Source organism: Streptomyces sp. NPDC002817 (genome assembly GCF_053592055.1).
The window spans coordinates 108,659-135,161 of record NZ_JBSFUY010000026.1; the positions used below are offsets into that span (position 1 = coordinate 108,659).

Below are 26,503 nucleotides of genomic sequence, written 5' to 3' on the forward strand. Positions count from 1 at the left end.
TAACACGATGACAATCGTTTTCAGTAATCGATGTGACGGAGATCGCGCAGCGCCGGGACCAGCGCGACCAGCATCAGTGCGGCCGTCGCCGCGAACGCCCACGGATAGCCGGTCAGCCCCGCGAGGACACCGAAGCACGCCGCGCCGACGCCCATGCCACCGTCGTAGGCGAGATTCCACAGTGCGCTGACCGTGCCGTACGAAGAGGCGGAGACCCGGGCGTACATGAGGGTCAGGGTGGCGTTCTGGGCGATGCCGAAGCCGGCCCCGAACAGCGCCGAGCCCGCGACGACGGCGACCGGGCTGCCGGTCGCGGCGGTGACCAGCACGCCCGCCGCCGACAGGAGCAGGCCGGGCAGGACGAGCCCGGAGCTGCCGTGCCGGTCGCCGTGCCGGCCCGCCAGCCAGCGGGTGACGGTCGCGGCGGCGGGCTGGGCGAACAGAGCCGCCGCGATCACCGCGGAGGACGCCGAACCGGCCGCCAACGGAAGGAAGGTGACCAGGATTCCGGCGGCCGTCGCGGTGGCGCCGAAGACGAGGACGGGGCGCAGCAGGGCGCCGGTGCGCAGCCCGCGGACCACACCGACCGGCCGCTCGGCGCTCGCGCCACGGTCCGGCAGGCCGAACACCGAGACGATCGCGGCGAGTGCGGCACCGCCGCCGACGGCCGCGACGGTCCCGTGTCCCGCGTGCTCCGCCAGCCACAGCCCGAGCGGCAGCGCGACCAGCGACGGCACACCGGACACCACGCCCACCACGGCGAGGCCCTCGCCCCGGCGCTCGGCAGGGATCAGCGTCGCGGTCAGGGCGCCGCCCGCGACGATGGTGAGCGCGAAGCCCAGTCCGCGCACCAGACACACGGCCACGATCCACACGATGTCCCGGGAGGCCGTCAGCACCAGGGCCGGGGCGCCGAGCAGGAACAGACCGGCAATCAGGACCACCCGGTATCCGAAACGTGCGACCAGCCGGGGAGTGACCAGTTCACCGAGGACCGTGGAGAGCATCAGGGCACCGGTGGCGAGGCCCGCCGCACCCCCGCCGCCCGACTCGGCCGCGTAGGCGGGTACGACCGACAGCAGCAGGAAGAAGCTGACGGTCGCCCCGATCAGGCTCACGAAGCGGAGCAGCAGAGGCCGGGTGAGCAGGGGCGGACGCGAACCGGTGGTCCGCGCAGGGTGCTTGGCCGAAGTCGTCATACCGTCGACGGTAGGTTCGCACCGGCCCTCCGCTAAGCTCCAATTCCATGCCAGTGCAGTGGGCCGGTCTGTCGCCAGAGCTGCTTCTGACCGTCGACCGGGACAGCGCGCAGCGGCTTTCCGCGCAGGTGGAGGGGCAGCTGCGGGACGCGATCCGCACCGGGCGGCTCCAGGCCGGCGAACGCCTCCCGTCCTCCCGGGAACTCGCGCGCGAGCTCGGTCTGTCCCGTGGTCTCGTCCAGGACTGCTACGCCCAACTCCAGGCCGAGGGCTACCTCGTGACCCGCGTCGGCTCGGCCACCCGCGTGGCGGCCTGCGCCCAGCCGTCGGAGCCCGCCCCGGCACCCCCGCCCGACCCCCGCCCCCGGCTGATCGCCGACTTCCGCCACGGGGTGCCGGACCTGACCTCCTTCCCGCTCGCCGACTGGCTCCGGGCCACCAGGGAAGCGGCCCGGCACATGCCCACCGCCGACCTCGACTACGGGGATCCGCGCGGGAGTTCGGCCCTGCGCGAGGTCGTCGCCGGATATCTGCGCCGGGTGCGCGGCGCCGCCGCCGACCCCGCCCGGACCGTCGTCTGCTCGGGCTACGCGCAGGGGCTGAGCCTCGCCCTGGGCGCCCTCGCCCGCAGGGGTGTGCGGGTCGTGGCGTACGAGGACCCGGGCGGCCCGGCCACCGCGCGGGCGGCCGCCGAGGCGGCGGGGCTGACGACCGTACCGGTACCGGTCGACGAAGAGGGCCTGGACGTACGGGAGTTGGCGGCCACCGGCGCCCGGGCCGTGATCGTCACCCCGGCCCACCAGTGGCCGACGGGAGTCGTGCTGGCGCCCGACCGCCGCCATGCGCTGATCGACTGGGCCGTGCGCCAGGACGGGTACGTCATCGAGGACGACTACGACGCCGAGTTCCGCTACGACCGCGAACCGGTCGGTGCGCTCCAGGGGTTGGCGGCGGACCGGGTGATCTCCATCGGCACGGTCAGCAAGTCGCTGGCCCCCGCCCTGCGGCTGGGGTGGCTGCTGTGCCCGCCGGCCCTGGTCGACCTGGTCACCGGCCTCAAACGCGTCACCGATCGCGGCTCACCCACCCTCGACCAACTCGCCCTCGCCCGCCTGATCGAGTCCGGCCGCTACGACCGCCATCTGCGCCGCATGCGCACGACGTACGCCACCCGCCGTACCGCCCTGGTCGACACCCTGACCGCGCACGCCCCGGCGGTGCGGCTGTCCGGACTGGCGGCGGGGTTCCACGCGGTGGCCCATCTGCCCGCGACCGCGGACGAACACGCGCTCGTCGGCGCGGCCCGCACCCGCGGGGTCGGTCTGTACGGCATGAGCGCGTGCCGCGCGTCGGAGGACGCGGAGCCACCTCAACTCGTCCTGGGGTTCGGCAATGTGACGGAGCGTGCGATCGCGGAGGGGGTGGCGGCGGTGGCGGATCTTCTGGGCGGTGGCTGAGTCACCGCTCCTTGCGGATGCCGACTCGGATCGCGGCGGCGGCGTCCGGTGCGACACGGGTGGGCCGGTACCCCGCCTCGCCCCACGACCGGCCTCCCGACACCCACACACTGCGCGCGTCGATGCCGATCGCGCCCCGGACGTCGGCGTGCGGCGAGTCGCCGATCACCCAGGCGCCGTCCAGCGAGGCTCCGGCCGCGGCGGCCGCCGCCTCGAAGATCTCCGGTGCCGGCTTCTTGTGGCCGACCGCCTCGGAGATCACCCATGCGTGGACCAGCCGGTCCAGGCCGGTGCCGCGGATCTTCCTCTCCTGCTGGGCCACGCGGCCGTTGGTGACGATCGCGCACGTCCAGCCGGTCGCGCGGGCCTCGACGAGGGCGCTGCGCGTGGCGTCGGTCAGGGTGACACGTTCGGCGACGCCGTCGTCCAGGAGCCGCCGGACCGGGCCCTCGGGAAGGCCGTAGCGCTCGATCATGGCCCGGGCCACGTCCTGCCGTGGTGTGTAGCCACTGCCGTCGAGGGTCGTCAGCCAGTCGAGCTCGGTCTCGGGCAGCGCGTGCTCGTCCAGGAACCCCGACGCCGCCTCACGGAACGCGGCGTCGCGGTGGACCAGCGTGTTGTCGAGGTCGATCAGCAGCAGGGGCAAGGTCACTCCCCGAAGGCGAGGCGGGCACCGAAGGCGGCGATGATCGTGCCGGTGACGCGGTCCAGGACGCGGCGGGCGGACGGGCGGCGGAGCGTGTCGCGCAGGGTGCGGGCGAAGAGGATCAGGACGCCCGACCAGATCACCCCGAGCGCGATGTGCACGCCCGCCAGCAGGGCGCCGGCCACCAGGTGCGCCGCCGCGCCGCCCTCCGGGACGAACTGCGGCAGGACCGCCATGTAGAAGGCGCCCACCTTCGGGTTGAGCAGGTTCGTCAGGGCGCCCTTGCGCCAGCCGCTCCAGAAGCCGCCCGCGGTGTCCGCCTCCTCCGCGGACCCGGCGTCCCCGCCCCGACGCCGCAGCGTCGCCCACACCATGCGGGCGCCCATCCAGACCAGGTACGCGGCACCCGCCCAGCGCAGGGCCGTGTAGGCGAGGTGGGACGCGGTCAGGACGGCGGTGACGCCGAGCGCGCCGAGCACGCCCCAGACGAGGGTGCCGGTCTGGATGCCGAGGACGACGCCCCACGCGCGCGTGCGGCGCCCCGTGACGGCGGTGCGGAGTATGAGGGCGGTGTCGATACCCGGAGTGAGGGTCAGCAGGCCCACGATCAGTGCGAAGGAGCCCAGCGCGGAGGCAGTGATCATGCGAGCACTGTAGAGGCGGAAGGTGTCGACTTCCCCTGCTTTCTGCCCGGATTCGGGCAGGGTGGAGTCAAAAGAGCTCTAGAGTCGTGCGCCCTTCAGTGCCATGTGCAGCAGCAGCCGGTCCTCGCCGTCGTCCAGGTCCAGGCCCGTCAGCTGTTCCACCCGGGACAGGCGGTAGTACAGGGTCTGGCGATGAATGCCCAGTTCGGCGGCCGTGCGCCCTGCCTGGCCCGCGCAGTCGAGGTAGATCTCGGCGGTGCGCGCGAGTTCGCGGTGGGCGGGGGAGAGCAGGGGCCGTACGACGGGGTCGTGGGCCGTCTCCGCGGGGAGCGAGGTCAGCAGCCGGTACGGGCCGATGCGCGACCACTCCGCGACCGGGCCGAGCGCCGGCTCCGCGAGGGCCGCCCGGGCCGCCGCCGAGGCCTCCTGCCAGGACGTCGCCAGGTCGCCGAGACCGGTCCGGGGCTCGCCCACGCCGGCCGCCCGGGCGCCTTCCCCCAGCAGCCTCTGCGCCGCCGCGAGCGCCGGCGTCCGCACCTCGGGCGACCGCAGCCGGACGAGGATCGCGAGGCTCTGCGCGGTCGTGCCCCACGGAACCGTGCACAGGGCCGTCGTGTGCGGCACCGTACGCGCGGACGGCGCGTCGTCCGGGTCGGCGGACGGCCACGGCGCGACACACACCACCGCGTGCGGGCCGTCGCCGCGCGGGCCGAGCGCCGTACGCAGCGCCGCCACCGCCATGTCCCCCTGCCAGCCCCGCTCGGCGGTCAGCACCGCCCGCAGCTCCCGGCTGAGGTCCGCCCCGTGCTGCGCCTCGTCCGCGAGCAGCGCGCCGATCCGGACCGTCACCTCCATGGCGGCGGCCAGCTGGGGCTCGGTGGGCCCGGGGTCGGACTCCAGCAGCCAGACGTATCCCAGGACGACACCCCGATGGCGCACCGGAAGACAGATCCGCCCGCGGTACACCCCCGCCTCGGGCGTCGGCGGGATACGGACGGGACCGGTCGCGCGGGTGATGCCGAAGCCCTCGAACCAGGCCCGGACCGTGGCCGTCGAGCGGCGGGTCAGGATCGAGCGGGCGCGCACCGGGTCCAGCGCCGACGGATCGAGGTCGCCCTCACTGTCGTACGCCCCGAAGGCGATCAGCTCGAAGTCGCGGCTCTCCAGGGTCGCGGGCACCCCGAGAAGCTCGGAGATCTCGTCGACCAGCTCCTGGTAGTCACCGGCTCGGCTGGACGACGCGGCATCGGCTGTCACTCGGGCATTCTCCCGCACAACCCCGGCCCTTCATACATCTGTCTGAGATCTGCGGCACGGATGCGTGACAGCTGTCGATGGCCGACGATCGGAGGGATCCTTAGGTTTCACGGTGGTTCTATCTGCTGGTTTGTGGAGGTGCCCCGTGCTGGGTCCCGTGATTCTTGCCGCGTCGCGCAGCGACCGGATGCGACGCCTGATCTCGGCGGCGCCGGTGACCAAGCAGGTCGTCGACCGCTTCATCCCCGGCGAGACGGTCGACGAGATCGTGCCGATCATCAGGGACCTCACGGACCGGGGCCTGGAGCTGACGATGGACGTCGTCGGCGAGGACATCACCACTCCCGAGCAGGCCGAAGCCGCCCGGGACGCGTACCTCCGGCTCGTCGACCGGCTCGAGGAGATGGACCTCGGCACCCGTGCCGAGATGTCCGTGAAGCTGTCGATGTTCGGACAGGCGCTGCCGGGCGGCCACGAGCTGGCCCTCGCCAACGTCCGACCGGTCGTCGAGGCCGCCGCCGCCATCGGTACGACGGTGACGCTGGACGCCGAGGACCACACCACCCTCGACTCGATGTTCGCCATCCACGAGGAGCTGCGGAAGGACTTCCCGCAGACCGGCTGCGTCATCCAGGCCTACCTCTTCCGCACCGAGGCCGACGCCCGCCGCCTCGCCGGGAGCGGCAGCCGGGTGCGGCTCGTGAAGGGCGCCTACAAGGAGCCCGCCGAGGTCGCGTACCAGCAGAAGCACGAGATCGACAAGGCGTACGTCCGCGTCCTCAAGGTCCTGATGGAGGGCGAGGGGTACCCGATGATCGGGTCCCACGACCCGCGCCTGATCTCCATCGCACAGGAACTGGCCCACCAGGCCGGCCGCAAGCTCGACGAGTACGAGTTCCAGATGCTCTACGGCATCCGCGGCGACGAACATCTGCGCCTCGCCGCCGAGGGCCACCGCATGCGCGTCTACACGGCCTACGGCACCGACTGGTACGGCTACTTCATGCGCCGCCTCGCGGAGAAGCCGGCGAACCTGCGCTTCTTCGCCCGCAGCATGCTCACCCGGGGCTGAGAGATGACGCACGCACAAAGGTCTTTCGGCCGGGGGTCCGGGGGTTGTCCCCCGGGAAGTCGCAGCAAGCGCCGCCTCGCGGAGAAGCCGGCGAACCTGCGCCTCTTCGTCCGCAGCATGATCAGCAAGGGCTGAGCCCGCACACCCGCTCGCAACACCCGCTCAGAACAAGGAGCTACGGATCTCATGGACGCTGTGACCCAGGTCCCCACCCCCGTCAACGAGCCGGTGCACGGCTACGCCCCCGGCTCGCCCGAGCGCGCCCGTCTCGAGGTCAAGCTGAAGGAGCTGGCCGAGAACCCGATCGACCTGCCGATGACCATCGGCGGCGAGAAGCGGCTCGGCGGCGGCGACGCCTTCCAGGTCGTGCAGCCGCACAACCACAAGGCCGTACTGGGCACGTACCGCAACGCCACCCAGCAGGACGCGCAGGACGCGATCGACGCGGCCCTCGCCGCCGCGCCCGCCTGGCGTGCGATGGCCTTCGACGACCGCGCCGCGATCATCCTGCGCGCCGCCGAACTCCTCGCCGGTCCCTGGCGCGAGACCCTCGCCGCCTCCACCATGCTCGGCCAGTCGAAGACCGCCCAGCAGGCCGAGATCGACACCCCCTGCGAGCTCGTCGACTTCTGGCGCTTCAACGTCAAGTACGCCCGCGACCTGCTGGCCGAGCAGCCCCCGGCGAACTCCCCGGGCGTCTGGAACCGCCTGGACCACCGCCCGCTCGAAGGCTTCGTCTACGCGATCACGCCCTTCAACTTCACGGCGATCGCGGGCAACCTGCCGACGGCCCCGGCACTCATGGGCAACGTCGTCGTGTGGAAGCCGTCCCCGACCCAGACCCACGCCGCCGTGCTGCTCATGCAGCTCCTGGAGGAGGCCGGGCTGCCCAAGGGCGTCATCAACCTCGTCACCGGCGACGGCATCGAGGTCTCCGAGGTCGCCCTCGAGCACCGCGACCTCGCCGGCATCCACTTCACCGGTTCCACCAAGACCTTCCAGCACCTGTGGAAGACGGTCGGCGCCAACATCGAGAAGTACCGCACCTACCCGCGTCTGGTCGGCGAGACCGGCGGCAAGGACTTCGTCGTCGCCCACCCGAGCGCCGACAAGGCGATCCTCAAGACCGCACTGACCCGTGGTGCCTTCGAGTACCAGGGCCAGAAGTGCAGCGCGACCTCCCGGGCCTACATCCCGGCGTCGATCTGGAACAGCGGCTTCAAGGAGGAGTTCGCGGCCGAGGTCGACTACCTCACCATGGGTGATGTCACCGACCTCTCCAACTTCATCGGCGCCGTCATCGACGAGCGCGCCTTCGCCAAGAACAAGGCCGCCATCGACCGCGCGAAGTCCGACCCCACCTGCACGATCGTCGCGGGCGGTTCCTACGACGACTCGGTCGGCTACTTCGTCCGCCCGACCGTCGTCGAGTGTTCGGACCCGGAGAGCGAGGTCTTCACCACCGAGTACTTCGGCCCCTTCCTCGCCGTGCACGTCTACGAGGACGACCGGTACGACGAGATGCTGGCCCAGATGGAGTCGGTCTCCGACTACGCCCTGACCGGCTCGGTCATCGCGGGCGACCGCGCGGCGGCGGCGTACACGATGGACAAGCTGCGCTACGCGGCCGGCAACTTCTACATCAACGACAAGTCCACCGGCGCCGTCGTCGGCCAGCAGCCCTTCGGCGGCGGCCGCGCCTCCGGCACCAACGACAAGGCGGGCGCCCCGCAGAACCTGATGCGCTGGACCCTGACCCGCGCCATCAAGGAGACGCTGGTCCCGCCGACCGACTACGCGTACCCGCACATGGGCTGACGGTGGGTCGGAGAGTGTGAAGGGCCGGGCTGTTGCCCGGCCTTTCGCCGTCTCCGGGTGGACTCGTGGCGCAGACTCGTGGACATGACGGTGACGACTGACGACGGTGTACGGCTGTGGGCCTCGCGGCAGGGGCAGGGCGGCGAGGCCCTGGTGCTGTGTCACGGCGGCCCCGGGCTGTGGGACATGTTCGAGGACGTGGCCGCCATGCTGGAGGACCGGGCGACCGTCGTCCGCTGGGACCAGCGCGGGTGCGGGCGTTCGGAGCGGGGCGCGGGGCCGTGGACGACCGACCGGTTCGTGGCGGATCTGGACGCCGTACGACAGCACTTCGCGCTCGATCGGCCTGTGCTGCTCGGCCACTCCTGGGGCGCCCAGCTGGCGCTGAGCTATGCGCTGGCCCACCCGGAGCGGGTGGGGGGCCTGGTGTACGTGGGCGGGACGGGCATCGACCCGGTGTCCACCTGGCGCGGGCCCTTCCAGGAGAACTTCCGCGCGAGGCTGGGTGAGGTGCCCGAACGGTTCGCCCGGTGGCAGGAGTTGACGGACGGCGACCGTGAGCGGGCGGTGCTGCAGTGGTCGGTCGACTTCGAGGACCGGGAGCGGGCGCTGGAGCATGCCGGGCGGATGGCGGACCCCTGGTTCGAGATCAACTTCGAGTGCAACGCGGCGCTGGGCGCGGAGACGAAACAGACCTGGGGCGGCCCGGAGTTGTACGCCGCCTGCCAGGGGCTGGAGGTGCCCGTGCTGATCGTCGACGGTGAGCGGGACGTCCGGCCGCGCTGGGCGGTCGACTCGCTGGAGCGGGCGCTGCCCCGGGTGCGGAGGGTGGTGCTCCCCGGCGCCGGGCACTCGCCGTGGGTGGAGGATCCGGACGGCTTCCGGGAGGCGGTGGGGGCGGCGCTCAGAGGGTCCGGCTGAGGAAGTCCCGTATCAGCGCGCCGATCTGGGCTGCGTGCGTCTCCAGGGCGAAGTGGCCCGTGGGCAGGAGGTGGATCTCGGCCTTCGGGAGGTCGCGCTGGTAGGCGAGGGCGCCGGCCGGGACGAAGATCTCGTCGTGGGCGCCCCAGACGGCCAGCAGGGGGACCTGGCTGGTGCGGAAGTAGTCGTGGAAGGCGGGGTAGAGGGCGAAGTTGGAGCCGTAGTCGGAGATCAGGTCGAGCTGGATCTCCGACTGGCCGGGGCGGGCGATGAGGGCCGCGTCGTGCTGGTACGCGTCCGGGCTGACGAGGTGCCGCAGGTCCTCCGGAACCCCGTGCAGGTACTGCCACTTGATGCCGTCCGGCGAGGAGATCTCCCGCACCGGAGCCTCGGTCTCCGGAGTCCGCCCGGCGATGAGCGCGAGCACGGGAGCCCAGGCATCCTTCCCCAGCCCCTCCTCGTAGGCGTTGCCGTTCTGCGTGACGATCGCCGTCACGCGCTCGGGGTGCGCGAGGGCGAGCCGCAGACCGATCGGGGCGCCGTAGTCCTGGATGTACAGGGCGTACTCCTTCAGCCCCAACCGCTCGGTGAACTCGGCGGTGATCTCGGCGAGTTCGGCGAACGTGTAGGTGAAGTCGGAGGCTTCCGGAGCCGATGAGCGGCCGAAGCCGATGTGGTCCGGCGCGATGAGGCGGTAGCGGTCGGCGAGGAGCGGGATGAGGTCGCGGAACATGTGCGAGCTGCTCGGGAAGCCGTGCAGCAGCAGGAGGACCGGGGCGTCGACGGGACCGGCCTCGCGGTAGTGGATGTCGAGGCCGCGGACGGTGGTGGTGCGGTGGACGGTCGTCATGGCTTCTAACCCCTGAATGTCAATTTGATGGTTAGGTGAGTTCACCATGAGCCGCTGTAACCGGTCAAGTGTGTTTGAGGAGTTAGCTGGGCACTCCTCGATACGGCTACCCTTCGGCACCATGCCGGTCCACTTCGAACTCCGCCCTGGCGAAGGGCTCGTCCTGCCCCGAGGGGCAGGGGTGCTGCGATTCGGGATGGGGGAGCGGGAGGCTCGATGGGCCGTGGCCACGCTCGCCGATGTGCGGGAGGCGTGGGTGTGCGGGGCGGGGTGGAGCTTCGGGGCCGCTTACGAAGGGATCGAGCTGCTGGTCTGCGGGGCCGCGGACGAAGGGCGGCGACTCGACTGGATCAACCTCGCCCAGCCGGACGCGCCCGCCTTCCCGGTGGTCTGGCAGGGCATCGACCTCTTCGGGCATGAACAGGGCGAGGTGGAGCGGGCGTTGGTGGACGTCGAAGGAGCCGGTCTTCGGCTGGAGCGGTCACCGGCGGTGTACTTGAGGTCGGTCTCCCTGACGGGGCGTCCGTCAGCGCCGGTCTCCTGACCGCAACGGGCCTCGCCCTGGGGGCCTGCGGTTGTGTGGTCACGTCCTCGCGCGCACCAGGATCTTCCCCACGTTCCCGCCCCCCAGCATCGACAAGAACGCCTCCACGATCCGTTCGAAGCCCTCCACCACCGTCTCGTCCAGCGCGAGCGCCCCGCTGAGCAGGTGCGGTACGGCGAAGTCGTACAACTCGTCCTGGAGGTCGCGGTAGTCGCTGACCAGGAAGCCCTCGACGCGCAGGCTCTTCTCCACCACGTCGGCGTGGTTGAAGACGACCGGCGGCGCGTCCGGGGTGTTGTACTGGCTCACCGTGCCGATGCGGACCACGCGGCCGTGGTCGCGCAGGGCGCCGATCGCCGCGCCCAGGTGGTCGCCGCCGACGTTGTCGACGAAGACGTCGATGCCGGTGGGGGCGGATTTCGACAGGAGGTCCCGGACCGGGCCCTGGTGGTAGTCGAACGCCGCGTCGTAGCCGACCTGTCCGGTCAGGTGGCGGACCTTCTCCGCCGAGCCCGCGCTGCCCACCAGCCGGCCCGCGCCCAGCAGCCGCGCGAAGCGGCCCGTCGCCGTGCCGACCCCGCCCGCCGCCGCGGAGACGAACACGTCGTCGCCCTCGCGGAGCCGCGCGATCCGGGTGAGACCGACGTATGCCGTCAGACCCGTGCCGCCCAGCACGCTCAAGTACGCGGACAGCGGGACGCCTTCGTACCGCGGCAGGCTTCTGACCTCGTGCGGGGTCACCAGGGCGTGGGTGCGCCAGCCCTGTCGGTGGAAGACGATCTCGCCCTCGGGCAGCCCCGGGTCCCGCGAGGCCACGATCCGGCCCAGGGCGCGGCCCTCCAGCGGCGCGTTCAACGCGAAGTCGCCGTCCATCATTTCGCGGTGGTAGGGGTCGACCGACCAGTAGAGGTTCTCCACCAGCGCCGTGCCGGGGGCGGGGGAGGGCAGGGGGGACTCCACGAAGGCGAAGTCGTCGGGGGTGGGGAAGCCCTTCGGGCGGGCGGTCTGGTGCACGGTGATCGCTGTGTCGGTCATGGACGGGACCGTACGGAGGAATGCCGAACCGCAGCAGAGGGTTGCGCTCATGGAACGGACACATCTATGAGCTCTCGCTCATAGCAGCAGGTGGGGGACCCGTAATGAGCAGCACCGTCGATCTCGGACCGCAGGAACTCCGTACCCTCGTCGCGGTCGCCGAGGAGGGTGGCTTCTCGGCCGCCGCCGTCCGGCTCGGCACCGGTCAGTCAGCCGTCTCGCACGCCGTACGCGGTATCGAACGCAAGCTGGGCGTCGTGCTGTTCGAGCGCGGACGGTACGGGGCCCGGCCCACGGCGGCCGGCGCACGGGCCGTCGCCCACGGCCGTCGTGTCCTGCGGATGCTGGACCTGCTCGTACGGGAGACCCGGGCCGCGGAGCCCCAGGACGTCGCCGGCCCGCTGCGTATCGCCGCCTTCCGCAGCGCCGCCCTCCACCTCCTGCCCCCCGTCCTCGAACGCCTCACCGCACGGCACCCCGCGATCGAGCCGACCGTCACCGTCGTACGGGAGGTCGGGCCCGGCACGGCAGGGGAGGTCGCCGAGGGGCGGGCCGACCTCGGTATCGCCACCTTCGGCACCAGTTCCCCGATCCCGCCGCACCTGGTCGGGGACGTGCTGCTGGAGGAGCCGTACGCGCTCGTCCATCCGGCCGGCCACCCCGCCCCGCGCTCCCTGCCGCTCGTCGACTGGCGGGAGAACTGCTCCTCCTACACCCGCACCTGGTGGGCGGCGCAGGACTGGATCCCCACCGCGACCGTCCGCGCCGAGGACGACGGGGCGGTGCTCTCGATGGTGGGCAGCGGTCTCGGCATGGCGATCATGCCCGCGCTCTCCCTCGCCGAGGCGCCGCTCGGTCTGGAGATCACCGATCTCGGACCGGACCGGCCCACCCGTCGGATCGGGTACGTCACCACACCCGAACTCGCCACCACCACCGTCGTGCGAGCCCTCGTCCGCGAGCTGCGCAGCCATGCGAAACCGCAGGTCAACGCCGTGTGACCCACCGCACTGTCTCAGATAGTAGGAAGTCCGAGTAATTGTGGAGACAGACCGAGCGTCCTCCCTTAGCTTTGTAGAAGCCGAACGTCTCGCTCGATCAAGCGAATGGCGGTCGTGAGCCGGACCCCATGCAGGCAACCCCTGCGGTCACCGCTCCCCGCCCCTTCCGGCGTCTCGTAACCCCCTTCTGCACTCCATGAATTCGAAGGAGTCGATTTCTCATGGCCGAGACGACCGCCCGCCGTCGAGTCCGTCACACCGTCCGCACGAACGAGTCCGACCGCAAGAACGCCGCGGCCGCCCTCCAGCGCGCCCTCGACCGCCGTGACAACGGCGGCTCGACCGGCCACTGAGGCCGCACACCCAGGTACCGGGAGCCGCACCCGCCGGGGTGCGGCGCGGGCTCACGTCCCGCGCCGCACCTCGAAATGGTCGATCCGGTCGCCGTTCTGCGCCAGCGCCGACACCTTGAGCCTCGGTGCCGTACCGCTCTCCGCCTCCACCTGGAGGAAGGAGAAGCCCCGGTAGCGCACCCGCGACCACTCCACGGTCTCCTTGTCCGCGGCCCGTGACCTCGTCCACCGGAAGGTGTCCACGGACTCGCGGTCGCGCACATGCCCCTCGTAGCTCTCCTTCACGCCCGCCGGGAAGCCGTACAGGTCCTTGCCGCCACCACCCGCGGTGACGTACACGGTCCCGTCCCGCGTCGGGTCGGTCGACGCGCCGATCGGCACCCGCCTGCCGACCGCGTCGCCCTTGATGGCGTCGGTGCGCTCGTAGACGTGGTTGTGCCCGTTGATCACCAGGTCCACCTGATGCTTCGCGAACAGCGGCAGCCACTCCTCGCGCACCCCGCCGTCGGAGGCGTGCGAGGAGGTCGAGTAGGCGCAGTGGTGGAAGAAGACGACGACGAAGTCCACCGTTCCCCGCAGCTCGCCCAGCTTCTCGTCCAGCCAGGCCGTCTGCTTGCCGCCCGTGTAGCCGAGGTTGGCGGGGATCTCGTACGACACGTCGTTGGCGTCCAGCGCCACGAAGCCGACGTTGCCGTACGTGAACGCGTACGCGCCCGGCGCCGCGCGCGGATCGAAGCCGCTGTCCGGCAGGGACCAGCGGGCGAGCTGGCCGCCGTAGCCGTCGGGGGAGTACCAGGCCTCCATGTCGTGGTTGCCGGTCGTCACCATCCACGGCACCGACCGCGTGACCTCCTCGTTCTGCTTGAGGTACAGGTCCCAGTACGAGGGGTCGTAGCCGTCCGACTTCTCGCCCCGGCCGTTGACGTTCGCGTAGCAGATGTCGCCCGCGTGGAGATGGAACGCGGGGTTCTGGCGCAGCAGGACGTGGTCGCCCGCGGCCGCGGCCTTGCTGACGCCCTGGTCGCCGAAGGCCGTGAAGACGAACTTCTCCGGGCTCGCCGGGGCCGTGCGGAAGGACGCGATCGTCGAACGGTGTGCGGCGGCGGCCGGGTCGAGTCCGTCGTGGCCGACGCCGTAGTAGTACGTGGTGCCGGGGCGCAGGCCGTCCAGGGCGGCGTGCAGGTAGTACTGGTCGAGGGCCGCGCGGACGCCCGTGACGCCCGGGGTGTGCAGATCGCGGACCTCGGCCTCGATCCTGCGGCTCAGATCGTCGGGGCGGGTGCCGATCCGGACGTACGGCTTCTTCACCGCGAGCGGGACCTGCCAGGAGATCCGCATCTGGGTCCTCGGGTCGGCGCCGAAGGCGAGGTGGCGGCCGAAGGGGGCGACGACCGAGCCGTGCACCTTGGCGGTGGAGGACGGGGAAGCGGTCCTACGGGCCGAGGGTGAGGGCGTGTCTCCCGCGCAGCCGCCGGTCAGCAGGCCGCCCGCCACCGCGCCGGCCGTCACCAGGGTGCGGCGCCGGGTCAGCTTCGTGCGCAGATACTCGTACTGCTCGGCCATGCTCATCCGGCGCGCGAGCTGCGGCGGGATGCCGACGTCGGGAAGGTCCATGCTGCTGAAGTTCCCAGCGGATCCCAACACCCGCCATACGTACGGGTGAACGCCAGTCGAAGGGCTGACGCCCAGGGGTACGCCGCTGTCCGTATGGCGGACATGCCGTGTCATCCCATGGGACGCGGGAGTAGGGTGCCGACATGTCTCGCAGCATCAATCTCGCAGTGATCCCGGGTGACGGCATCGGCCAGGAGGTCGTGGCCGAAGGCCTGAAGGTCCTCTCCGCCGTCCTTCCGCAGGATGTGAAGCTGGAGACCAAGGAGTACGACTTCGGCGCCAAGCGCTACCACGCCACCGGTGAGACCCTCACCGACGCCGACGTGGACGCGCTGAAGCAGCACGACGCGATCCTCCTCGGTGCCATCGGCGACCCCAGCGTCCCCTCCGGTGTCCTGGAGCGCGGCTTCCTGCTCAAGCTCCGCTTCCTCTTCGACCACCACGTCAACCTGCGGCCGTCGAAGCTGCTGCCGGGTGTGGAGACGCCGCTGAAGGGCGAGCCGGCCATCGACTTCGTCGTGGTCCGCGAGGGCACCGAGGGTCCGTACACCGGCAACGGCGGCACCATCCGCAAGGGCACCCCGCACGAGGTCGCCACCGAGGTCTCCGTGAACACGGCCTTCGGTGTCGAGCGTGTCGTCCGCGACGCCTTCGCCCGCGCCCAGGCCCGCCCCCGCAAGAAGCTCACGCTGGTCCACAAGAACAACGTGCTCTCCTTCGCGGGCCACCTGTGGACGAACGTCTTCAACAAGGTGGCCGAGGAGTTCCCCGAGGTCACCACCGACTACATCCACGTCGACGCGGCCACGATCTACCTGGTCACCGACCCGGCCCGGTTCGACGTGATCGTCACCGACAACCTCTTCGGCGACATCATCACCGACCTCGCCGCGGCCGTCTCCGGCGGCATCGGCGTCGCGGCGAGCGGCAACATCAACCCCAGCGGCGAGTTCCCGTCGATGTTCGAGCCCGTCCACGGCTCGGCCCCCGACATCGCCGGCCAGGGCAAGGCCGACCCCACCGCCACCGTCCTGTCCGTCGCGCTGCTCCTGCGTCACCTCGGCTACGAGGCCGAGGCCGCCCGGATCGACGAGGCGGTCTCCACCGACCTCGCCGAGCGCACCGGCAAGCCCGCGCGCAGCACGTCGGAAATCGGCGACGCGCTCGCCGTACGAGTAGCCGGCTGACCCGCGGCTCTCAACGAACCACTCGAAGCCGCCGGGTCGCATCCGCACCCGGCGGCTTTCCTTATGTCCCCGCCGGGTGCCACCATCATCCCCCGGGTCGCATTCACGCCGTTTTCGTCCACGGCCTCCGTCGCGCGATAATCGAACGCGGAGCCGCGGAATGAGGGAATGCTCGGACGTCCTGGCACTGGCAACTGACAGTAAAGGGCGTGAGCGCGGCCCGTCACTACACAACCGGTGAAGGACAAGCACTCATGACGACGCCCACGATCGAGCTCAAGCCCTCAGCCTCGCCACTTTCCGACGCCGAGCGCGCCGCGATCCTGGCGAACCCCGGGTTCGGCCGCCACTTCACCGACCACATGGTCGTGATCAAGTGGACCGAGGGCCGTGGCTGGCACGACGGCCAGCTCGTGCCGTACGCCCCGCTCCAGCTCGACCCGGCGACGATGGTCCTGCACTACGCGCAGGAGATCTTCGAGGGCCTCAAGGCGTACCGCCAGCCCGACGGGACCGTCGCCACCTTCCGACCCGAGAAGAACGCCGAGCGCTTCCAGCGTTCCGCGCACCGCCTCGGCATGCCCGAGCTGCCGGTCGAGACGTTCATCGAGGCCTGCGACGCCCTCGTCCAGCAGGACCGGGCCTGGGTCCCGGCGCACGGCGGCGAGGAGTCCCTCTATCTGCGCCCCTTCATGATCGCCACCGAGGTCGGCCTGGGCGTCAAGCCCGCCAACGAGTACCTCTTCCTGGTCATCGCCTCCCCGGCCGGCGCCTACTTCCCCGGCGGCGTCAAGCCGGTCTCCATCTGGCTCTCCGAGGACCGCGTCCGCGCCGTCCCCGGCGGCATGGGCGACGCGAAGACGGGCGGCAACTACGCGGCCTCCCTCCTCGCCCAGGCAGAGGCGGCAGCCAAGGGCTGCGACCAGGTCTGCTACCTCGACGCGGTCGAGCACAAGTGGGTCGAGGAGCTCGGCGGCATGAACCTGTACTTCGTGTACGGCGACAAGATCATCACCCCGGCGCTCACGGGCTCGATCCTGGAGGGCGTGACGCGCGACTCCCTGCTGGCGGTCGCCCGCGACCTCGGCTACGAGTCCGAGGAAGGCCGCGTCTCCATCGACCAGTGGCAGCGCGATGCCGAGAACGGCACCCTGACCGAGGTCTTCGCCTGTGGCACGGCCGCCGTGATCACCCCGGTCGGCACGGTGAAGCGGGCGAACGCCGAGTGGCAGCAGTCGGGCGGCGAGCCGGGCGAGGTCACGCTGAAGCTGCGCCAGGCTCTGCTGGACATCCAGCGCGGCACGGCCGAGGACAAGCACGGCTGGATGCACAAGCTGGGCTAGTCGCGGACCATCAGGGCCGCCGCGGACTCCATGTCCGCGGCGGCCCTTTCGCGTGCCGTCTGCCGGCCGCGGCGCCGTGGTGGCCGGTCGTGCCGTTCCCCCGCGCCCCCTTCGGGGCGCACATCGTGACCAGTATTAGAACGGCATTCAATGTGATGCTTGCCGTGAGAGGAGCCCAGGGTTCCTTTCGTCGATATCCCTGATTAGAGTGGCGCTCTAAGAGAAGGGAACGATATGCGGCTGACCCCCACCGAACGCGACCGGCTGCTGCTCTTCGGAGCCGCCGAGCTGGCCCGTGCCCGTCGCGCCCGAGGGCTGCGGCTCAACGTGCCGGAGGCCACCGCGCTCATCGCGGACACCGTGTGCGAGGCCGCCCGGGACGGGGTGCGGCTCGCCGAGGCGATCGAGCGGGCCCGCGCGGTGCTCGGTCCTGACGACGTGCTGCCCGGTGTCGCCGACGTCGTCACCGAGGTGCATGTCGAGGCCGTCTTCGACGACGGGTCCCGGCTGGCCGTGGTGAGCGACCCGATCGGAGGCGGGCTCGGCTCCGAGGCTCCCGGCGCACTGCTGCCCGGGCCCGGGCACACCGAACCCGAGGCCGTCGTACGGCTGACGGTCACCAACACCGCGACCGTCCCCGTCTCCGTCACCTCCCACTTCCACTTCTTCGAGGTCAACCCGCGTCTCGACTTCGACCGCGCCGAGGCCTACGGGACACGCCTTGCCGTACCCGCCGGTTCCTCGGTGCGGTTCGGGCCGGGGGAGTCGCTGGAGGTCGGCCTGACACCGATCGGCGGTGCCCGCGTCGCCATCGGCTTCGCCGGGCTCGTCGACGGACCGCTGGACGCGCCCGGCGCCCGCGAGGAGGCCCTGCGCCGCGCCGCCGCCTGCGGCTACCTGGGCGCACCCACCGAGGAGGCCGACCGATGAGCCGCCCCGGAGGGCACCCCGCCGAGGCCCGCCGCCTCACCCCTCACGAGTACGCCGCCACCCACGGCCCCCGCGCCGGCGACCGTATCCGGCTCGGCGACTCCGGGCTGACGATCCGCGTCGAGGCCGACTCCCAGCGCTACGGCGACGAGTTCCTCGCCGGCTTCGGCAAGACCGCCCGCGACGGACTGCACCTCAAGGCCGCCGCTGTCCGCGAGACCTGTGACGTCGTCATCAGCAACGTCGTCGTGATCGACGCGGCGCTGGGCATCCGCAAGGTGTCCATCGGTATCCGCGAGGGACGGATCTGCTCCCTCGGGCGGGCCGGGAACCCCGACACCCTCGACGGGGTCGACGTCGTCGTCGGCACCGGCACGTCCATCGTGTCCGGCGAGGGGCTCATCGCCACCGCCGGGGCCGTCGACACCCACGTCCATCTGCTGTCGCCACGGATCATGGAGGCCTCGCTGGCCTCCGGCGTGACCACGGTCATCGGGCAGGAGTTCGGACCGGTGTGGGGCGTCGGCGTCAACTCGCCCTGGGCGCTGCGGCACGCGTTCAGCGCCTTCGACGCCTGGCCGGTCAACATCGGTTTCCTGGGCCGGGGTTCGTCCTCGCACGACGCGCCCCTGATCGAGGCCCTCGCCGAGGGCGGTGCGTCCGGCTTCAAGGTGCACGAGGACATGGGCGCCCACACCCGGGCGCTGGACACGGCGCTGCGGGTCGCCGAGGAGCACGACGTCCAGGTCGCCCTGCACAGCGACGGGCTGAACGAGTGCCTGTCCGTCGAGGACACCCTGCGCGTCCTGGAGGGGCGCACCATCCACGCCTTCCACATCGAGGGCTGCGGCGGCGGACACGTCCCGAACGTGCTGAAGATGGCGGGCGTCGCGAACGTCATCGGCTCCTCCACCAACCCCACCCTGCCCTTCGGCCGGGACGCGGTCGCCGAGCACTACGGCATGATCGTCTCCGTCCACGACCTGAAGACCGATCTGCCCGGCGACGCCGCCATGGCCCGCGACCGGATCCGCGCCGGGACCATGGGCGCCGAGGACGTACTGCACGACCTGGGCGCGATCGGCATCACCTCCTCGGACGCGCAGGGCATGGGGCGAGCGGGTGAGACGGTCCGCCGTACCTTCGCCATGGCCGCGAAGATGAAGGCCGAGTTCGGCGCCCCCGACGACGACCACGACAACGGACGCGTCCTGCGCTACCTGGCCAAGCTGACGATCAACCCGGCCATCGCGCACGGCCTTTCGCACGAGGTCGGCTCCATCGAGGTCGGCAAGCTGGCCGACATCGTGCTGTGGCGCCCGGAGTACTTCGGCGCGAAGCCACAACTGGTACTGAAGTCCGGTTTCCCGGCGTACGGCGTGGTGGGCGACCCCAACGCGGCGACGGACACCTGTGAACCCCTGGTGCTGGGGCCGCAGTTCGGCGCGTACGGCGCCACCCCCGCCGACATCTCGGTGGCCTTCGTCGCACAGGCGGCGCTCGACCAGGGCAACGACTCGATGCCGACCCGCCGCCGCAGGGTCGCCGTCCGCGGCACCCGCGGCATCGGACCGGCCGACCTGCGCCTCAACTCCCGTACCGGAGCGGTCGATGTCGACCAGCGCACCGGCCTGGTCACCCTCGACGGCGAGCCGGTGCGCTCCGAGCCGGCCGACTCCGTCTCCCTCAACCGCCTGTACTTCCTCTAGGACCCCTGGAGCTCCTGATGACCTACCGCATGCCCGCCGAGTGGGAGCCGCACGAGCGCACCTGGATGGCCTGGCCCGGACCCAACGCGACCTTCACCGACGACGAGGAGCTCGCCGAGGCCCGCACCGCCTGGGCCTCGGTGGCCCGTGCCGTGCGCCGCTTCGAGCCGGTGACGATGGTGCACGGCACGGGCCAGGGCGAGTCCGCGCGCGAGCTGCTCGGACCGGACGTCGAGCTGGTGGAGCGCGAGCTCGACGACGCGTGGATGCGTGACATCGGGCCCACGTTCGTGAGCGACGGTCGTCGACTGGCCGCCGTGGACTGGGTGTTCAACGGCTGGGGGGCACAGGACTGGGCGAGCTGGGAGCACGACTCCGAGATCGCCCGCCATGTCGCGGACCTTGCCGGGGTGCCGGTGCGGAGCAGCACACTGGTCAACGAGGGCGGCGCGATCCACGTCGACGGCGAGGGCACGGTCCTGCTCACCGAGACGGTCCAGCTCGGCGCCGGGCGCAATCCCGGCTGGACGCGCGAGCGGGTCGAGGCGGAGATCCACGCCCGGCTCGGCACCGGCAAGGCGATCTGGCTCCCGCACGGCCTCGCCGGCGACTACGGCACGTACGGCACCCAGGGGCACGTCGACATCGTCGCGGCCTTCGCCGGGCCCGGCACCGTGGTCGTCCACAGCCAGCGGAACCCTGACCACCCCGACCACGCCCGCTCGCGGGAGTACGTCGAGATCCTGCGCGGACAGACGGACGCGAAGGGCCGCCGCCTGGAGGTCGTCGAGATCCCCGCCCCCACGGTCCTCAAGGACGAGGACGGGGAGTGGGTCGACTACTCGTACATCAACCACTACCTCTGCAACGGCGGCGTCGTGCTCTGCGCCTTCGACGACCCGAACGACGAGCTCGCGGCCGGCATCCTCCGCCGGCTCTTCCCCGGACGGACGGTGACGCTCGTGGACGCGCGGACCATCTTCGCGGGCGGGGGTGGCATCCACTGCATCACCCAGCAGCAGCCGAGGGCGACGGTCAGGTAGAACGTACGGGTGAACGTGCTGACCTGTGCCGCCTGCGGAAGCCGTCTGACCGAGCCGCTGCGGCTCCTGCCGGAAGTACCGCCCCGCCCGGAGCACGAGGGGCTGAAGAACCCCGACGGCTCCCGGCACGCCCCGCCGACCCTGCCGCGCGGGACGTACGCGGTGGACCCGGAGCCGTGCGGGGCGCCGTATGTGCCGCATCCCGACCCCGAATGGTGCGGATCCGCCCACCCGGGAGACGTGTGCATGGGCGACCCCGACGGACCGGGGTGCCTGATGTCCGCCGGGCCGCGCGACACATGGGTGGTCCACCCCGAGGACGCCCGTGGGCGCTTGTCCGCCAACCCCGCCGTCGAGGAGATCGGGTGCTGCGGCCGCCCCGGGCGCGAGGGGCCGAACGAGGTCTGTGCGGAGTGCGGCACGGCGGTGGCGACGCTGTTCTCCGAGTGCTACGGCCCGTACGAGACGCACTTCCTGCCGGACGCCGTCCGCGTGGAGGCCGTCGTATGACCCCCGCCCGCCGCCGCACCCCCGCCCCGCCCCGCGAGGACGTACTCGTCGCCGCCATGGAGATGATCGCCGAACTCGGCCTGGAGAAGCTCACCATGGCGGCCCTCGGCCGCGAGGTCGGCATGAGCAGCGGCCACCTCCTGTACTACTTCCACTCCAAGGACGAGCTGCTGCTCCGGACCCTGGAGTGGAGCGAGGGCCGGCTGGGCGCCGAGCGCGGCCGCCTCCTCACCCGCACGGCCACCGCGCGCGAACGGCTCGATGCGTACGTCGACCTGTACGTCCCCGACGGCCATCGCGACCCCCACTGGACCCTGTGGCTGGAGGTCTGGAACCGCTCGCAGAACGCCCCCGCCGACGCCCGCGACCGGCAGGCCGCCATCGAGGGCGCCTGGCACCGCGACCTGGTGGCCCTGCTGGCGGAAGGGGTGTCGAGGGGCGAGTTCCGCGCGGTCGACCCGGACCGCGTCGCCGCCCGGCTGCGGGCGCTGCTCGACGGCTTCTCCATCCACGTGGCGATCGGGCTGCGAGGCGCGGACCGAGCGCAGATTCTCGGCCACGTAAGCGAGTTCCTGGACGAGAACCTCCTCGCGGACGCGTGACCCTGAGCCCGGGTTGTACGCAATTCGGGGGATTGCCCTGTGTCGTGTGATGCGCTTGCCTCGTAGAGAGCCCTCGGCACAGGGCCGGGGGAAGCAGTGTCAACGGGGGAAACGATGTCAAATGTCTTGCGGGGGACGTCTGTAGCGCTGCTCGCGGGGGCGATCGCGCTGTCGACGGTGACGGTGGCGGCCGGTGCCGCGCCGGAGAGAGGGGAGACACGGCGGGTCAGTGAGAGCGCCGGCGGCGAGCAGGTGGCCGGGGACTCGCGGACTCCGTCGATCAGCGGTGACGGCCGGTTCGTCGTCTTCGAGTCGGGCGCCGACGACCTGGTGCCGGGGGACACCAACCAGTCCACCGACGTGTTCCTGCGCGACCTGCGCAAGGGCACCGTCCAGCGGGTCAGCGTGCGCGACGACGGGGGCGAGTACACGCTCGCCTACGGCGCCCACATCAGTGCCGACGGGCGGTACGTCGTCTTCAAGGGCGGCACGGGGTCGCCCGAGGAGGGCAACTGGTTCTCGGGTGTCTTCCTCTGGGACCGGGTGAAGGACCGGACCGAGGTCGTCAGCCTCACCGACGACGAGAAACCGGCCCTTGGCGTCGATCCTGTGATCAGCCGTGACGGGCGGTACATCGCGTTCGTCTCCTCGCTCACCGACCACGGCGACACGAGCACGCGCCTGGGGACGGGCGTCTACGTGCGCGACCGCGAAAAGGGCACGACCCGCCTCGTCAGCGTCACCGAACCGCCGCCCACCGACGACGGTCACTCCTGGATCATGGGCACCCCCAGCATGAGCGCCGACGGCAGCCGCGTCGCGTACGCCATGAACCAGGCAAGGCCCGGCCACGGCGGGGCTGCCTACACCTGGGACCGGCGAACCGGGCTCAAGGAGCGCTTCGACCGCGCGGACCAGCGCACCAGCCGTCCCACGTTCAGTGGCGACGGCCGGTACGCGGTGTTCCAATCCGCCGCTCCCGACCTCGTGCCCGGGGACACCAACGGCATGCAGGACATCTTCGTCCGGGACATGAAGAAGGGCACCGTCGAGCGGGTCTCCGTCAGCGCGACCGGGGAACAACTGGACACCGAGTCGTACGAGCCGGTGATCAGCGAGGACGGCCGGCGGGTCGCCTTCATCTGCGGCGCGACGAACCTCGTGGCGGGCGACACCGCCCATGGCCCGCTCTTCTCCCGCGACCTGCGCACCGGCGTCACCCAGCGGGTGACCGTCGCCCAGGACGGCGGCGAGAGCGACTACCAGGGCTGGCCGGCCACGGCGGTGAGCCGGAACGGCCGGGTCGTGGCCTTCGACTCCTGGGCCACCGACCTGGTGCCCGGAGACACGAACGACAACCGCGACGTCTTCGTACGCGGCCTGCACTGACCGCACATCGCAGTCCGTACGCAACAGGGGGAACAGATCTTGTACGCCAGCACACGTCTAGCAGTCGCCGCCGGACTCCTTTCCGGCCTCATCGCACTGTCCACCACCACGGCAACCGCCGCCGCTCCCGCACCCCGCACCGACCGGATCACCGAGTCGGCCACGGGCGAGCAGGGCGACAGCTACTCCTACGGCCCCGAGTTCAGCGCCGACGCCCGCTTCGCCGTCTTCTCGTCCCAGGCGGCCAACCTGGTGCCCGGCGACACCAACGGGCTCACCGACGTCTTCGTGCGCGACCTGCGCAAGGGCACGGTCGAGCGGGTCAACGTCAGTACCGGCGGAGCCCAGGCCGACGGGGAGTCGTCCGCGTCCGACATCAGCCGTGACGGCCGGTACGTGCTGTTCACCTCCCAGGCCCGCAACCTCGTCCACTGGGACACGCCGCCTCCCGCCGACGAGTGGGTCGACGACGTCTATCTGCACGACCGCCGCACCGGCACCACCCAGCGGCTCAGCTTCGGGCTCGACGGACGCTCCGTCGACGTGGGCGGCGCCGCCATGTCGGCCGACGCCCGCTACGTCGCCTTCACCGCCCGCCCCAACCGGATGGAGGCCGACGATCCCAACGGCTACCGGATGCTCTACCTCCTCGACCGCACCACCGGAACCGTCAAGCGCGTCAGCGACCGGGCCCGTCCGGACTGGACGTCCGTTCTCTACGACGTCAGCGAGGACGGCAGCCGCCTGGTCTACAACCAGTTCCAGTACCGGGGGCCGGGCTCGGCCCTGTGGGCGTACGACATCCGCGAGGGCACCCGGCAGCAACTGAACGTCACACCCGACGGCACCCCGACCAGCCAGGCCTACGACGGCTCGCTCACCGCGAACGGCCGGTTCGTCGCCTTCAGCTCCGGCGCCCCGGACCTGGTCCCGGGCGACACCAACGACACCACGGACGTGTTCGTGCGTGACCTGGTCGGCGGCGAGATCCGAAGGATCTCCCACAACGCCGAGACGGCGTTCGGTACCCAGAGCCCCGAGATCAGTCCCGACGGCCGGTACGTGGCCTACGAGGCGACCTTGCGGAACCGGGAGACGGGCTACTTCGGCGTCGGCAACGTCTACCTGCGCGACCTGCGCACCGGATCGATCCGCCTCGTCACCGAGTCGGTCATCGGAGGCACCGTGGAGGACGAGAACGTCACCCTCTACTCCGTCACCCGCGGCGGCAGGGCGGTCGGCCTCGCGTCCGGCTCCGCGCGACTGGTCCCGGACGACACCAACGGGGTCACCGACGGCTTCGTCCGCCACCTGCGCTGACCAGCACCCGGTTCGCATCCTGAGACGGACGGTGAGCGCGGGGGAGTCTTGTGCCAGACTGCCCCCGTGCTCTCGTTCGCCATGATTATTGGCAGCAGGCGCGCCGGTCCGCAGTGACCGCCACGTACGACCAGGTACGGGCGGACACCGTCGTCCTCGACCCGCGCGCAGACCTCTCGCACCCGCGAGAGGTTTTTCGCTTTTCTGGCCCATCCGCAGCCAGAGGCGAGAGCGCGAGGGACCATGTGGGGACGGTGGAGCCGGTCATTCCGGTACAGACCGAGATCCAATCCTCAGGAGCCTTGAGACCATGACCGCAACCAGCGAGCTCGACGACCAGTTCCACGTCTTCGACACCACCCTGCGCGACGGCGCCCAGCGGGAGGGCATCAACCTCACCGTCGCGGACAAGCTGGCCATCGCGCGGCACCTGGACGACTTCGGCGTGGGCTTCATCGAGGGCGGCTGGCCCGGCGCCAACCCGCGGGACACCGAGTTCTTCGCCCGCGCCCAGCAGGAGATCGAGTTCAAGCACGCCCAGCTGGTCGCCTTCGGCGCGACGCGCCGGGCCGGTGCCAAGGCGGCGGAGGACCCGCAGGTCAACGCGCTGCTGGCGTCCGGTGCCCCGGTGATCACCCTGGTCGCCAAGTCCCACGACCGCCATGTCGAACTCGCCCTGCGCACCACGCTGGACGAGAACCTGGAGATGGTCCGCGACACGGTGTCGTATCTGACGGCACAGGGCCGCCGGGTCTTCGTCGACTGCGAGCACTTCTTCGACGGCTACCGCGCGAACCCGGAGTACGCGAAGGCGGTCGTCCGGACGGCCTCGGAAGCAGGCGCCTCGGTGGTCATCCTCTGCGACACCAACGGCGGCATGCTCCCCGCCCAGATCCAGGCCGTCGTCTCCACGGTCCTCGCCGACACCGGCGCCCGGCTCGGCATCCACACCCAGGACGACACGGGCTGCGCGGTGGCCAACACCCTGGCCGCGGTGGACGCGGGCGCGACCCACGTCCAGTGCACGGCGAACGGCTACGGCGAGCGGGTGGGCAACGCCAACCTGTTCCCGGTGGTCGCGGCCCTGGAGCTGAAGTACGGCAAGAAGGTGCTGCCGGAGGGCAAGCTGCGCGAGATGACGAGGATCTCGCACGCGATCGCGGAGGTCGTGAACCTGACCCCGTCGACGCACCAGCCCTACGTGGGAGTGTCCGCCTTCGCCCACAAGGCCGGCCTGCACGCCTCGGCCATCAAGGTCGACCCGGACCTCTACCAGCACATCGACCCCGAGCAGGTCGGCAACACCATGCGGATGCTGGTCTCCGACATGGCGGGCCGCGCCTCGATCGAGCTCAAGGGCAAGGAACTGGGCGTCGACCTCGGCGGCGACCGCGAGCTGGTCGGCCGGGTCGTCGAGCGCGTGAAGGAGCGCGAGCTCAGGGGCTACACGTACGAGGCGGCGGACGCGTCGTTCGAACTGCTGCTGCGCGCCGAGGTAGAGGGCAAGCCCCTGAAGTACTTCGCCGTCGAGTCCTGGCGCGCGATCGTCGAGGACCGTCCCGACGGCAGCCACGCCAACGAGGCCACGGTGAAGCTCTTCGCCAAGGGCGAGCGCATCGTCGCCACCGCGGAGGGCAACGGCCCGGTCAACGCCCTGGACCGCGCCCTGCGGGTGGCCCTCGAAAAGATCTACCCCCAGCTCGCCAAGCTCGACCTCGTCGACTACAAGGTCCGCATCCTGGAAGGCGTCCACGGCACCCAGTCCACGACCCGCGTCCTCATCTCCACGTCCGACGGGGCGGGGGAGTGGTCGACGGTGGGCGTCGCGGAGAACGTGATCGCGGCGTCCTGGCAGGCGCTGGAGGACGCTTACACGTACGGGCTGCTGCGGGCGGGTGTGCAGCCCGCCGAGTAACCGTGTTCGACAGGAGCCCTCGGCGAGCCCTCGAACTCGCCGAGGCTCATGGCCGGCTCTGGGGCAACGTGCCTGACAGGACCGCCAGTTGGGGCTGAATGGCTGACGTGACGCCTTGACGGGCCTGCGGGCCACCAGTTAACT

24 protein-coding genes are annotated in these 26,503 nt (G+C 71.2%); 17 read left to right on the top strand and 7 right to left on the bottom strand.

Annotated elements, in window-relative coordinates; all coding sequences use genetic code 11:
• Positions 1 to 20: 20 nt before the first annotated feature.
• Positions 21 to 1,199, bottom strand: coding sequence for an MFS transporter (locus tag ACWD3I_RS35705; protein WP_365396321.1), 1,179 nt, complete (start codon positions 1,197 to 1,199; stop codon positions 21 to 23).
• A 47-nt stretch (positions 1,200 to 1,246) separates the two neighbouring features.
• Between ACWD3I_RS35705 and pdxR the strand changes: the two genes are divergently transcribed.
• Positions 1,247 to 2,656 (top strand): MocR-like pyridoxine biosynthesis transcription factor PdxR, encoded by a 1,410-nt coding sequence (gene pdxR, locus ACWD3I_RS35710; RefSeq protein ID WP_365396324.1) that lies wholly within the window; start codon positions 1,247 to 1,249, stop codon positions 2,654 to 2,656.
• A 1-nt stretch (position 2,657) separates the two neighbouring features.
• Here pdxR and ACWD3I_RS35715 read toward each other — a convergent pair whose 3' ends face one another.
• The 3 genes from ACWD3I_RS35715 to ACWD3I_RS35725 all read right to left on the bottom strand — a co-directional run bounded on the left by ACWD3I_RS35715 (position 2,658) and on the right by ACWD3I_RS35725 (position 5,221).
• Positions 2,658 to 3,308 (bottom strand): HAD family hydrolase, encoded by a 651-nt coding sequence (locus ACWD3I_RS35715; RefSeq protein WP_365396327.1) that lies wholly within the window; start codon positions 3,306 to 3,308, stop codon positions 2,658 to 2,660.
• The gene (locus ACWD3I_RS35720; RefSeq protein WP_365396330.1) at positions 3,305 to 3,946 is read right to left on the bottom strand and encodes a LysE family translocator; all 642 of its coding nucleotides are present in this window, start codon (positions 3,944 to 3,946) and stop codon (positions 3,305 to 3,307) included. The genes ACWD3I_RS35715 and ACWD3I_RS35720 overlap by 4 nt, the downstream gene beginning before the upstream one ends.
• A 78-nt stretch (positions 3,947 to 4,024) precedes the next feature.
• Entirely contained in the window at positions 4,025 to 5,221 is a 1,197-nt protein-coding gene (locus ACWD3I_RS35725) for a PucR family transcriptional regulator (protein ID WP_365396333.1), read from the bottom strand.
• Between the two features lie 127 nt (positions 5,222 to 5,348).
• Between ACWD3I_RS35725 and ACWD3I_RS35730 the strand changes: the two genes are divergently transcribed.
• From ACWD3I_RS35730 to ACWD3I_RS35740, 3 genes are all read left to right on the top strand, one after another.
• Positions 5,349 to 6,275, top strand: coding sequence for a proline dehydrogenase family protein (locus ACWD3I_RS35730; protein ID WP_365396336.1), 927 nt, complete (start codon positions 5,349 to 5,351; stop codon positions 6,273 to 6,275).
• Positions 6,276 to 6,461: 186 nt separating this feature from the next.
• A complete protein-coding gene (gene pruA, locus ACWD3I_RS35735) occupies positions 6,462 to 8,093 on the top strand; it encodes an L-glutamate gamma-semialdehyde dehydrogenase (protein ID WP_365396339.1) in 1,632 nt (543 codons plus the stop codon).
• Positions 8,094 to 8,177: 84 nt separating this feature from the next.
• Positions 8,178 to 9,014, top strand: coding sequence for an alpha/beta fold hydrolase (locus ACWD3I_RS35740; protein WP_365396343.1), 837 nt, complete (start codon positions 8,178 to 8,180; stop codon positions 9,012 to 9,014).
• Here the strand turns inward: ACWD3I_RS35740 and ACWD3I_RS35745 are convergent.
• A complete protein-coding gene (locus tag ACWD3I_RS35745; protein ID WP_365396346.1) occupies positions 8,998 to 9,864 on the bottom strand; it encodes an alpha/beta fold hydrolase in 867 nt (288 codons plus the stop codon). The two genes, ACWD3I_RS35740 and ACWD3I_RS35745, sit on opposite strands and share 17 nt — an antisense overlap.
• 121 nt (positions 9,865 to 9,985) lie before the next feature.
• Between ACWD3I_RS35745 and ACWD3I_RS35750 the strand changes: the two genes are divergently transcribed.
• Positions 9,986 to 10,408 carry a hypothetical protein gene (locus ACWD3I_RS35750; RefSeq protein WP_365396349.1) on the top strand — a complete coding sequence of 141 codons (423 nt, stop codon included), beginning with the start codon at positions 9,986 to 9,988 and terminating at the stop codon, positions 10,406 to 10,408.
• Between the two features lie 39 nt (positions 10,409 to 10,447).
• Here the strand turns inward: ACWD3I_RS35750 and ACWD3I_RS35755 are convergent, their stop codons facing one another.
• Positions 10,448 to 11,443 (bottom strand): NADP-dependent oxidoreductase, encoded by a 996-nt coding sequence (locus ACWD3I_RS35755; RefSeq protein ID WP_365396352.1) that lies wholly within the window; start codon positions 11,441 to 11,443, stop codon positions 10,448 to 10,450.
• Positions 11,444 to 11,547: 104 nt separating this feature from the next.
• Here ACWD3I_RS35755 and ACWD3I_RS35760 point away from each other — a divergent pair, with 104 nt between their 5' ends.
• Positions 11,548 to 12,444, top strand: a complete 897-nt coding sequence (locus ACWD3I_RS35760; RefSeq protein WP_365396355.1) for a LysR family transcriptional regulator — start codon at positions 11,548 to 11,550, stop codon at positions 12,442 to 12,444.
• Positions 12,445 to 12,665: 221 nt separating this feature from the next.
• A complete protein-coding gene (locus ACWD3I_RS35765) occupies positions 12,666 to 12,797 on the top strand; it encodes a hypothetical protein (RefSeq protein WP_266887662.1) in 132 nt (43 codons plus the stop codon).
• Positions 12,798 to 12,848: 51 nt separating this feature from the next.
• Here ACWD3I_RS35765 and ACWD3I_RS35770 read toward each other — a convergent pair whose 3' ends face one another.
• Positions 12,849 to 14,411, bottom strand: coding sequence for a purple acid phosphatase family protein (locus ACWD3I_RS35770; protein WP_365396358.1), 1,563 nt, complete (start codon positions 14,409 to 14,411; stop codon positions 12,849 to 12,851).
• A gap of 143 nt (positions 14,412 to 14,554) precedes the next feature.
• Between ACWD3I_RS35770 and ACWD3I_RS35775 the strand changes: the two genes are divergently transcribed.
• The 10 genes from ACWD3I_RS35775 (at position 14,555) to cimA (ending at position 26,359) form a co-directional block, all read left to right on the top strand.
• A complete protein-coding gene (locus ACWD3I_RS35775; RefSeq protein ID WP_365396361.1) occupies positions 14,555 to 15,598 on the top strand; it encodes a 3-isopropylmalate dehydrogenase in 1,044 nt (347 codons plus the stop codon).
• A gap of 254 nt (positions 15,599 to 15,852) precedes the next feature.
• Complete coding sequence (locus ACWD3I_RS35780) at positions 15,853 to 16,941, top strand: branched-chain amino acid aminotransferase (protein ID WP_361490567.1); 1,089 nt, start codon at positions 15,853 to 15,855, stop codon at positions 16,939 to 16,941.
• 234 nt (positions 16,942 to 17,175) lie between these two features.
• The gene (gene ureA, locus ACWD3I_RS35785; RefSeq protein ID WP_365396364.1) at positions 17,176 to 17,871 is read left to right on the top strand and encodes an urease subunit gamma; all 696 of its coding nucleotides are present in this window, start codon (positions 17,176 to 17,178) and stop codon (positions 17,869 to 17,871) included.
• Positions 17,868 to 19,580, top strand: a complete 1,713-nt coding sequence (locus ACWD3I_RS35790; RefSeq protein WP_365396367.1) for an urease subunit alpha — start codon at positions 17,868 to 17,870, stop codon at positions 19,578 to 19,580. Before ureA ends, ACWD3I_RS35790 begins: the two co-directional genes overlap by 4 nt.
• A 17-nt stretch (positions 19,581 to 19,597) precedes the next feature.
• Entirely contained in the window at positions 19,598 to 20,623 is a 1,026-nt protein-coding gene (locus tag ACWD3I_RS35795) for an agmatine deiminase family protein (RefSeq protein WP_365396370.1), read from the top strand.
• A 9-nt stretch (positions 20,624 to 20,632) separates the two neighbouring features.
• Entirely contained in the window at positions 20,633 to 21,133 is a 501-nt protein-coding gene (locus ACWD3I_RS35800; protein WP_365396373.1) for a hypothetical protein, read from the top strand.
• Positions 21,130 to 21,735, top strand: coding sequence for a TetR/AcrR family transcriptional regulator (locus tag ACWD3I_RS35805; protein WP_365396376.1), 606 nt, complete (start codon positions 21,130 to 21,132; stop codon positions 21,733 to 21,735). Before ACWD3I_RS35800 ends, ACWD3I_RS35805 begins: the two co-directional genes overlap by 4 nt.
• 114 nt (positions 21,736 to 21,849) lie before the next feature.
• Positions 21,850 to 23,124: a TolB family protein gene (locus tag ACWD3I_RS35810; protein ID WP_365396379.1), complete on the top strand. Its 1,275-nt coding sequence runs from the start codon at positions 21,850 to 21,852 to the stop codon at positions 23,122 to 23,124.
• 39 nt (positions 23,125 to 23,163) lie between these two features.
• Positions 23,164 to 24,444 (top strand): TolB family protein, encoded by a 1,281-nt coding sequence (locus ACWD3I_RS35815; RefSeq protein WP_365396382.1) that lies wholly within the window; start codon positions 23,164 to 23,166, stop codon positions 24,442 to 24,444.
• A 310-nt stretch (positions 24,445 to 24,754) separates the two neighbouring features.
• On the top strand, positions 24,755 to 26,359 hold the full coding sequence (gene cimA, locus ACWD3I_RS35820; protein ID WP_365396385.1) for a citramalate synthase: 1,605 nt from the start codon (positions 24,755 to 24,757) through the stop codon (positions 26,357 to 26,359).
• Positions 26,360 to 26,503: the final 144 nt, after the last annotated feature.

Coding starts and splice junctions, on each gene's coding strand:
- ACWD3I_RS35705 (WP_365396321.1), bottom strand. CDS start 1,199: ATGACGACTTCGGCCAAGCACCCTGCGCGGACCACCGGTTCGCGTCCG.
- pdxR (WP_365396324.1), top strand. CDS start 1,247: ATGCCAGTGCAGTGGGCCGGTCTGTCGCCAGAGCTGCTTCTGACCGTC.
- ACWD3I_RS35720 (WP_365396330.1), bottom strand. CDS start 3,946: ATGATCACTGCCTCCGCGCTGGGCTCCTTCGCACTGATCGTGGGCCTG.
- pruA (WP_365396339.1), top strand. CDS start 6,462: ATGGACGCTGTGACCCAGGTCCCCACCCCCGTCAACGAGCCGGTGCAC.
- ACWD3I_RS35740 (WP_365396343.1), top strand. CDS start 8,178: ATGACGGTGACGACTGACGACGGTGTACGGCTGTGGGCCTCGCGGCAG.
- ACWD3I_RS35745 (WP_365396346.1), bottom strand. CDS start 9,864: ATGACGACCGTCCACCGCACCACCACCGTCCGCGGCCTCGACATCCAC.
- ACWD3I_RS35750 (WP_365396349.1), top strand. CDS start 9,986: ATGCCGGTCCACTTCGAACTCCGCCCTGGCGAAGGGCTCGTCCTGCCC.
- ACWD3I_RS35755 (WP_365396352.1), bottom strand. CDS start 11,443: ATGACCGACACAGCGATCACCGTGCACCAGACCGCCCGCCCGAAGGGC.
- ACWD3I_RS35760 (WP_365396355.1), top strand. CDS start 11,548: ATGAGCAGCACCGTCGATCTCGGACCGCAGGAACTCCGTACCCTCGTC.
- ACWD3I_RS35765 (WP_266887662.1), top strand. CDS start 12,666: ATGGCCGAGACGACCGCCCGCCGTCGAGTCCGTCACACCGTCCGCACG.
- ACWD3I_RS35770 (WP_365396358.1), bottom strand. CDS start 14,411: ATGGACCTTCCCGACGTCGGCATCCCGCCGCAGCTCGCGCGCCGGATG.
- ACWD3I_RS35775 (WP_365396361.1), top strand. CDS start 14,555: ATGTCTCGCAGCATCAATCTCGCAGTGATCCCGGGTGACGGCATCGGC.
- ACWD3I_RS35780 (WP_361490567.1), top strand. CDS start 15,853: ATGACGACGCCCACGATCGAGCTCAAGCCCTCAGCCTCGCCACTTTCC.
- ureA (WP_365396364.1), top strand. CDS start 17,176: ATGCGGCTGACCCCCACCGAACGCGACCGGCTGCTGCTCTTCGGAGCC.
- ACWD3I_RS35790 (WP_365396367.1), top strand. CDS start 17,868: ATGAGCCGCCCCGGAGGGCACCCCGCCGAGGCCCGCCGCCTCACCCCT.
- ACWD3I_RS35795 (WP_365396370.1), top strand. CDS start 19,598: ATGACCTACCGCATGCCCGCCGAGTGGGAGCCGCACGAGCGCACCTGG.
- ACWD3I_RS35805 (WP_365396376.1), top strand. CDS start 21,130: ATGACCCCCGCCCGCCGCCGCACCCCCGCCCCGCCCCGCGAGGACGTA.
- ACWD3I_RS35810 (WP_365396379.1), top strand. CDS start 21,850: ATGTCAAATGTCTTGCGGGGGACGTCTGTAGCGCTGCTCGCGGGGGCG.
- cimA (WP_365396385.1), top strand. CDS start 24,755: ATGACCGCAACCAGCGAGCTCGACGACCAGTTCCACGTCTTCGACACC.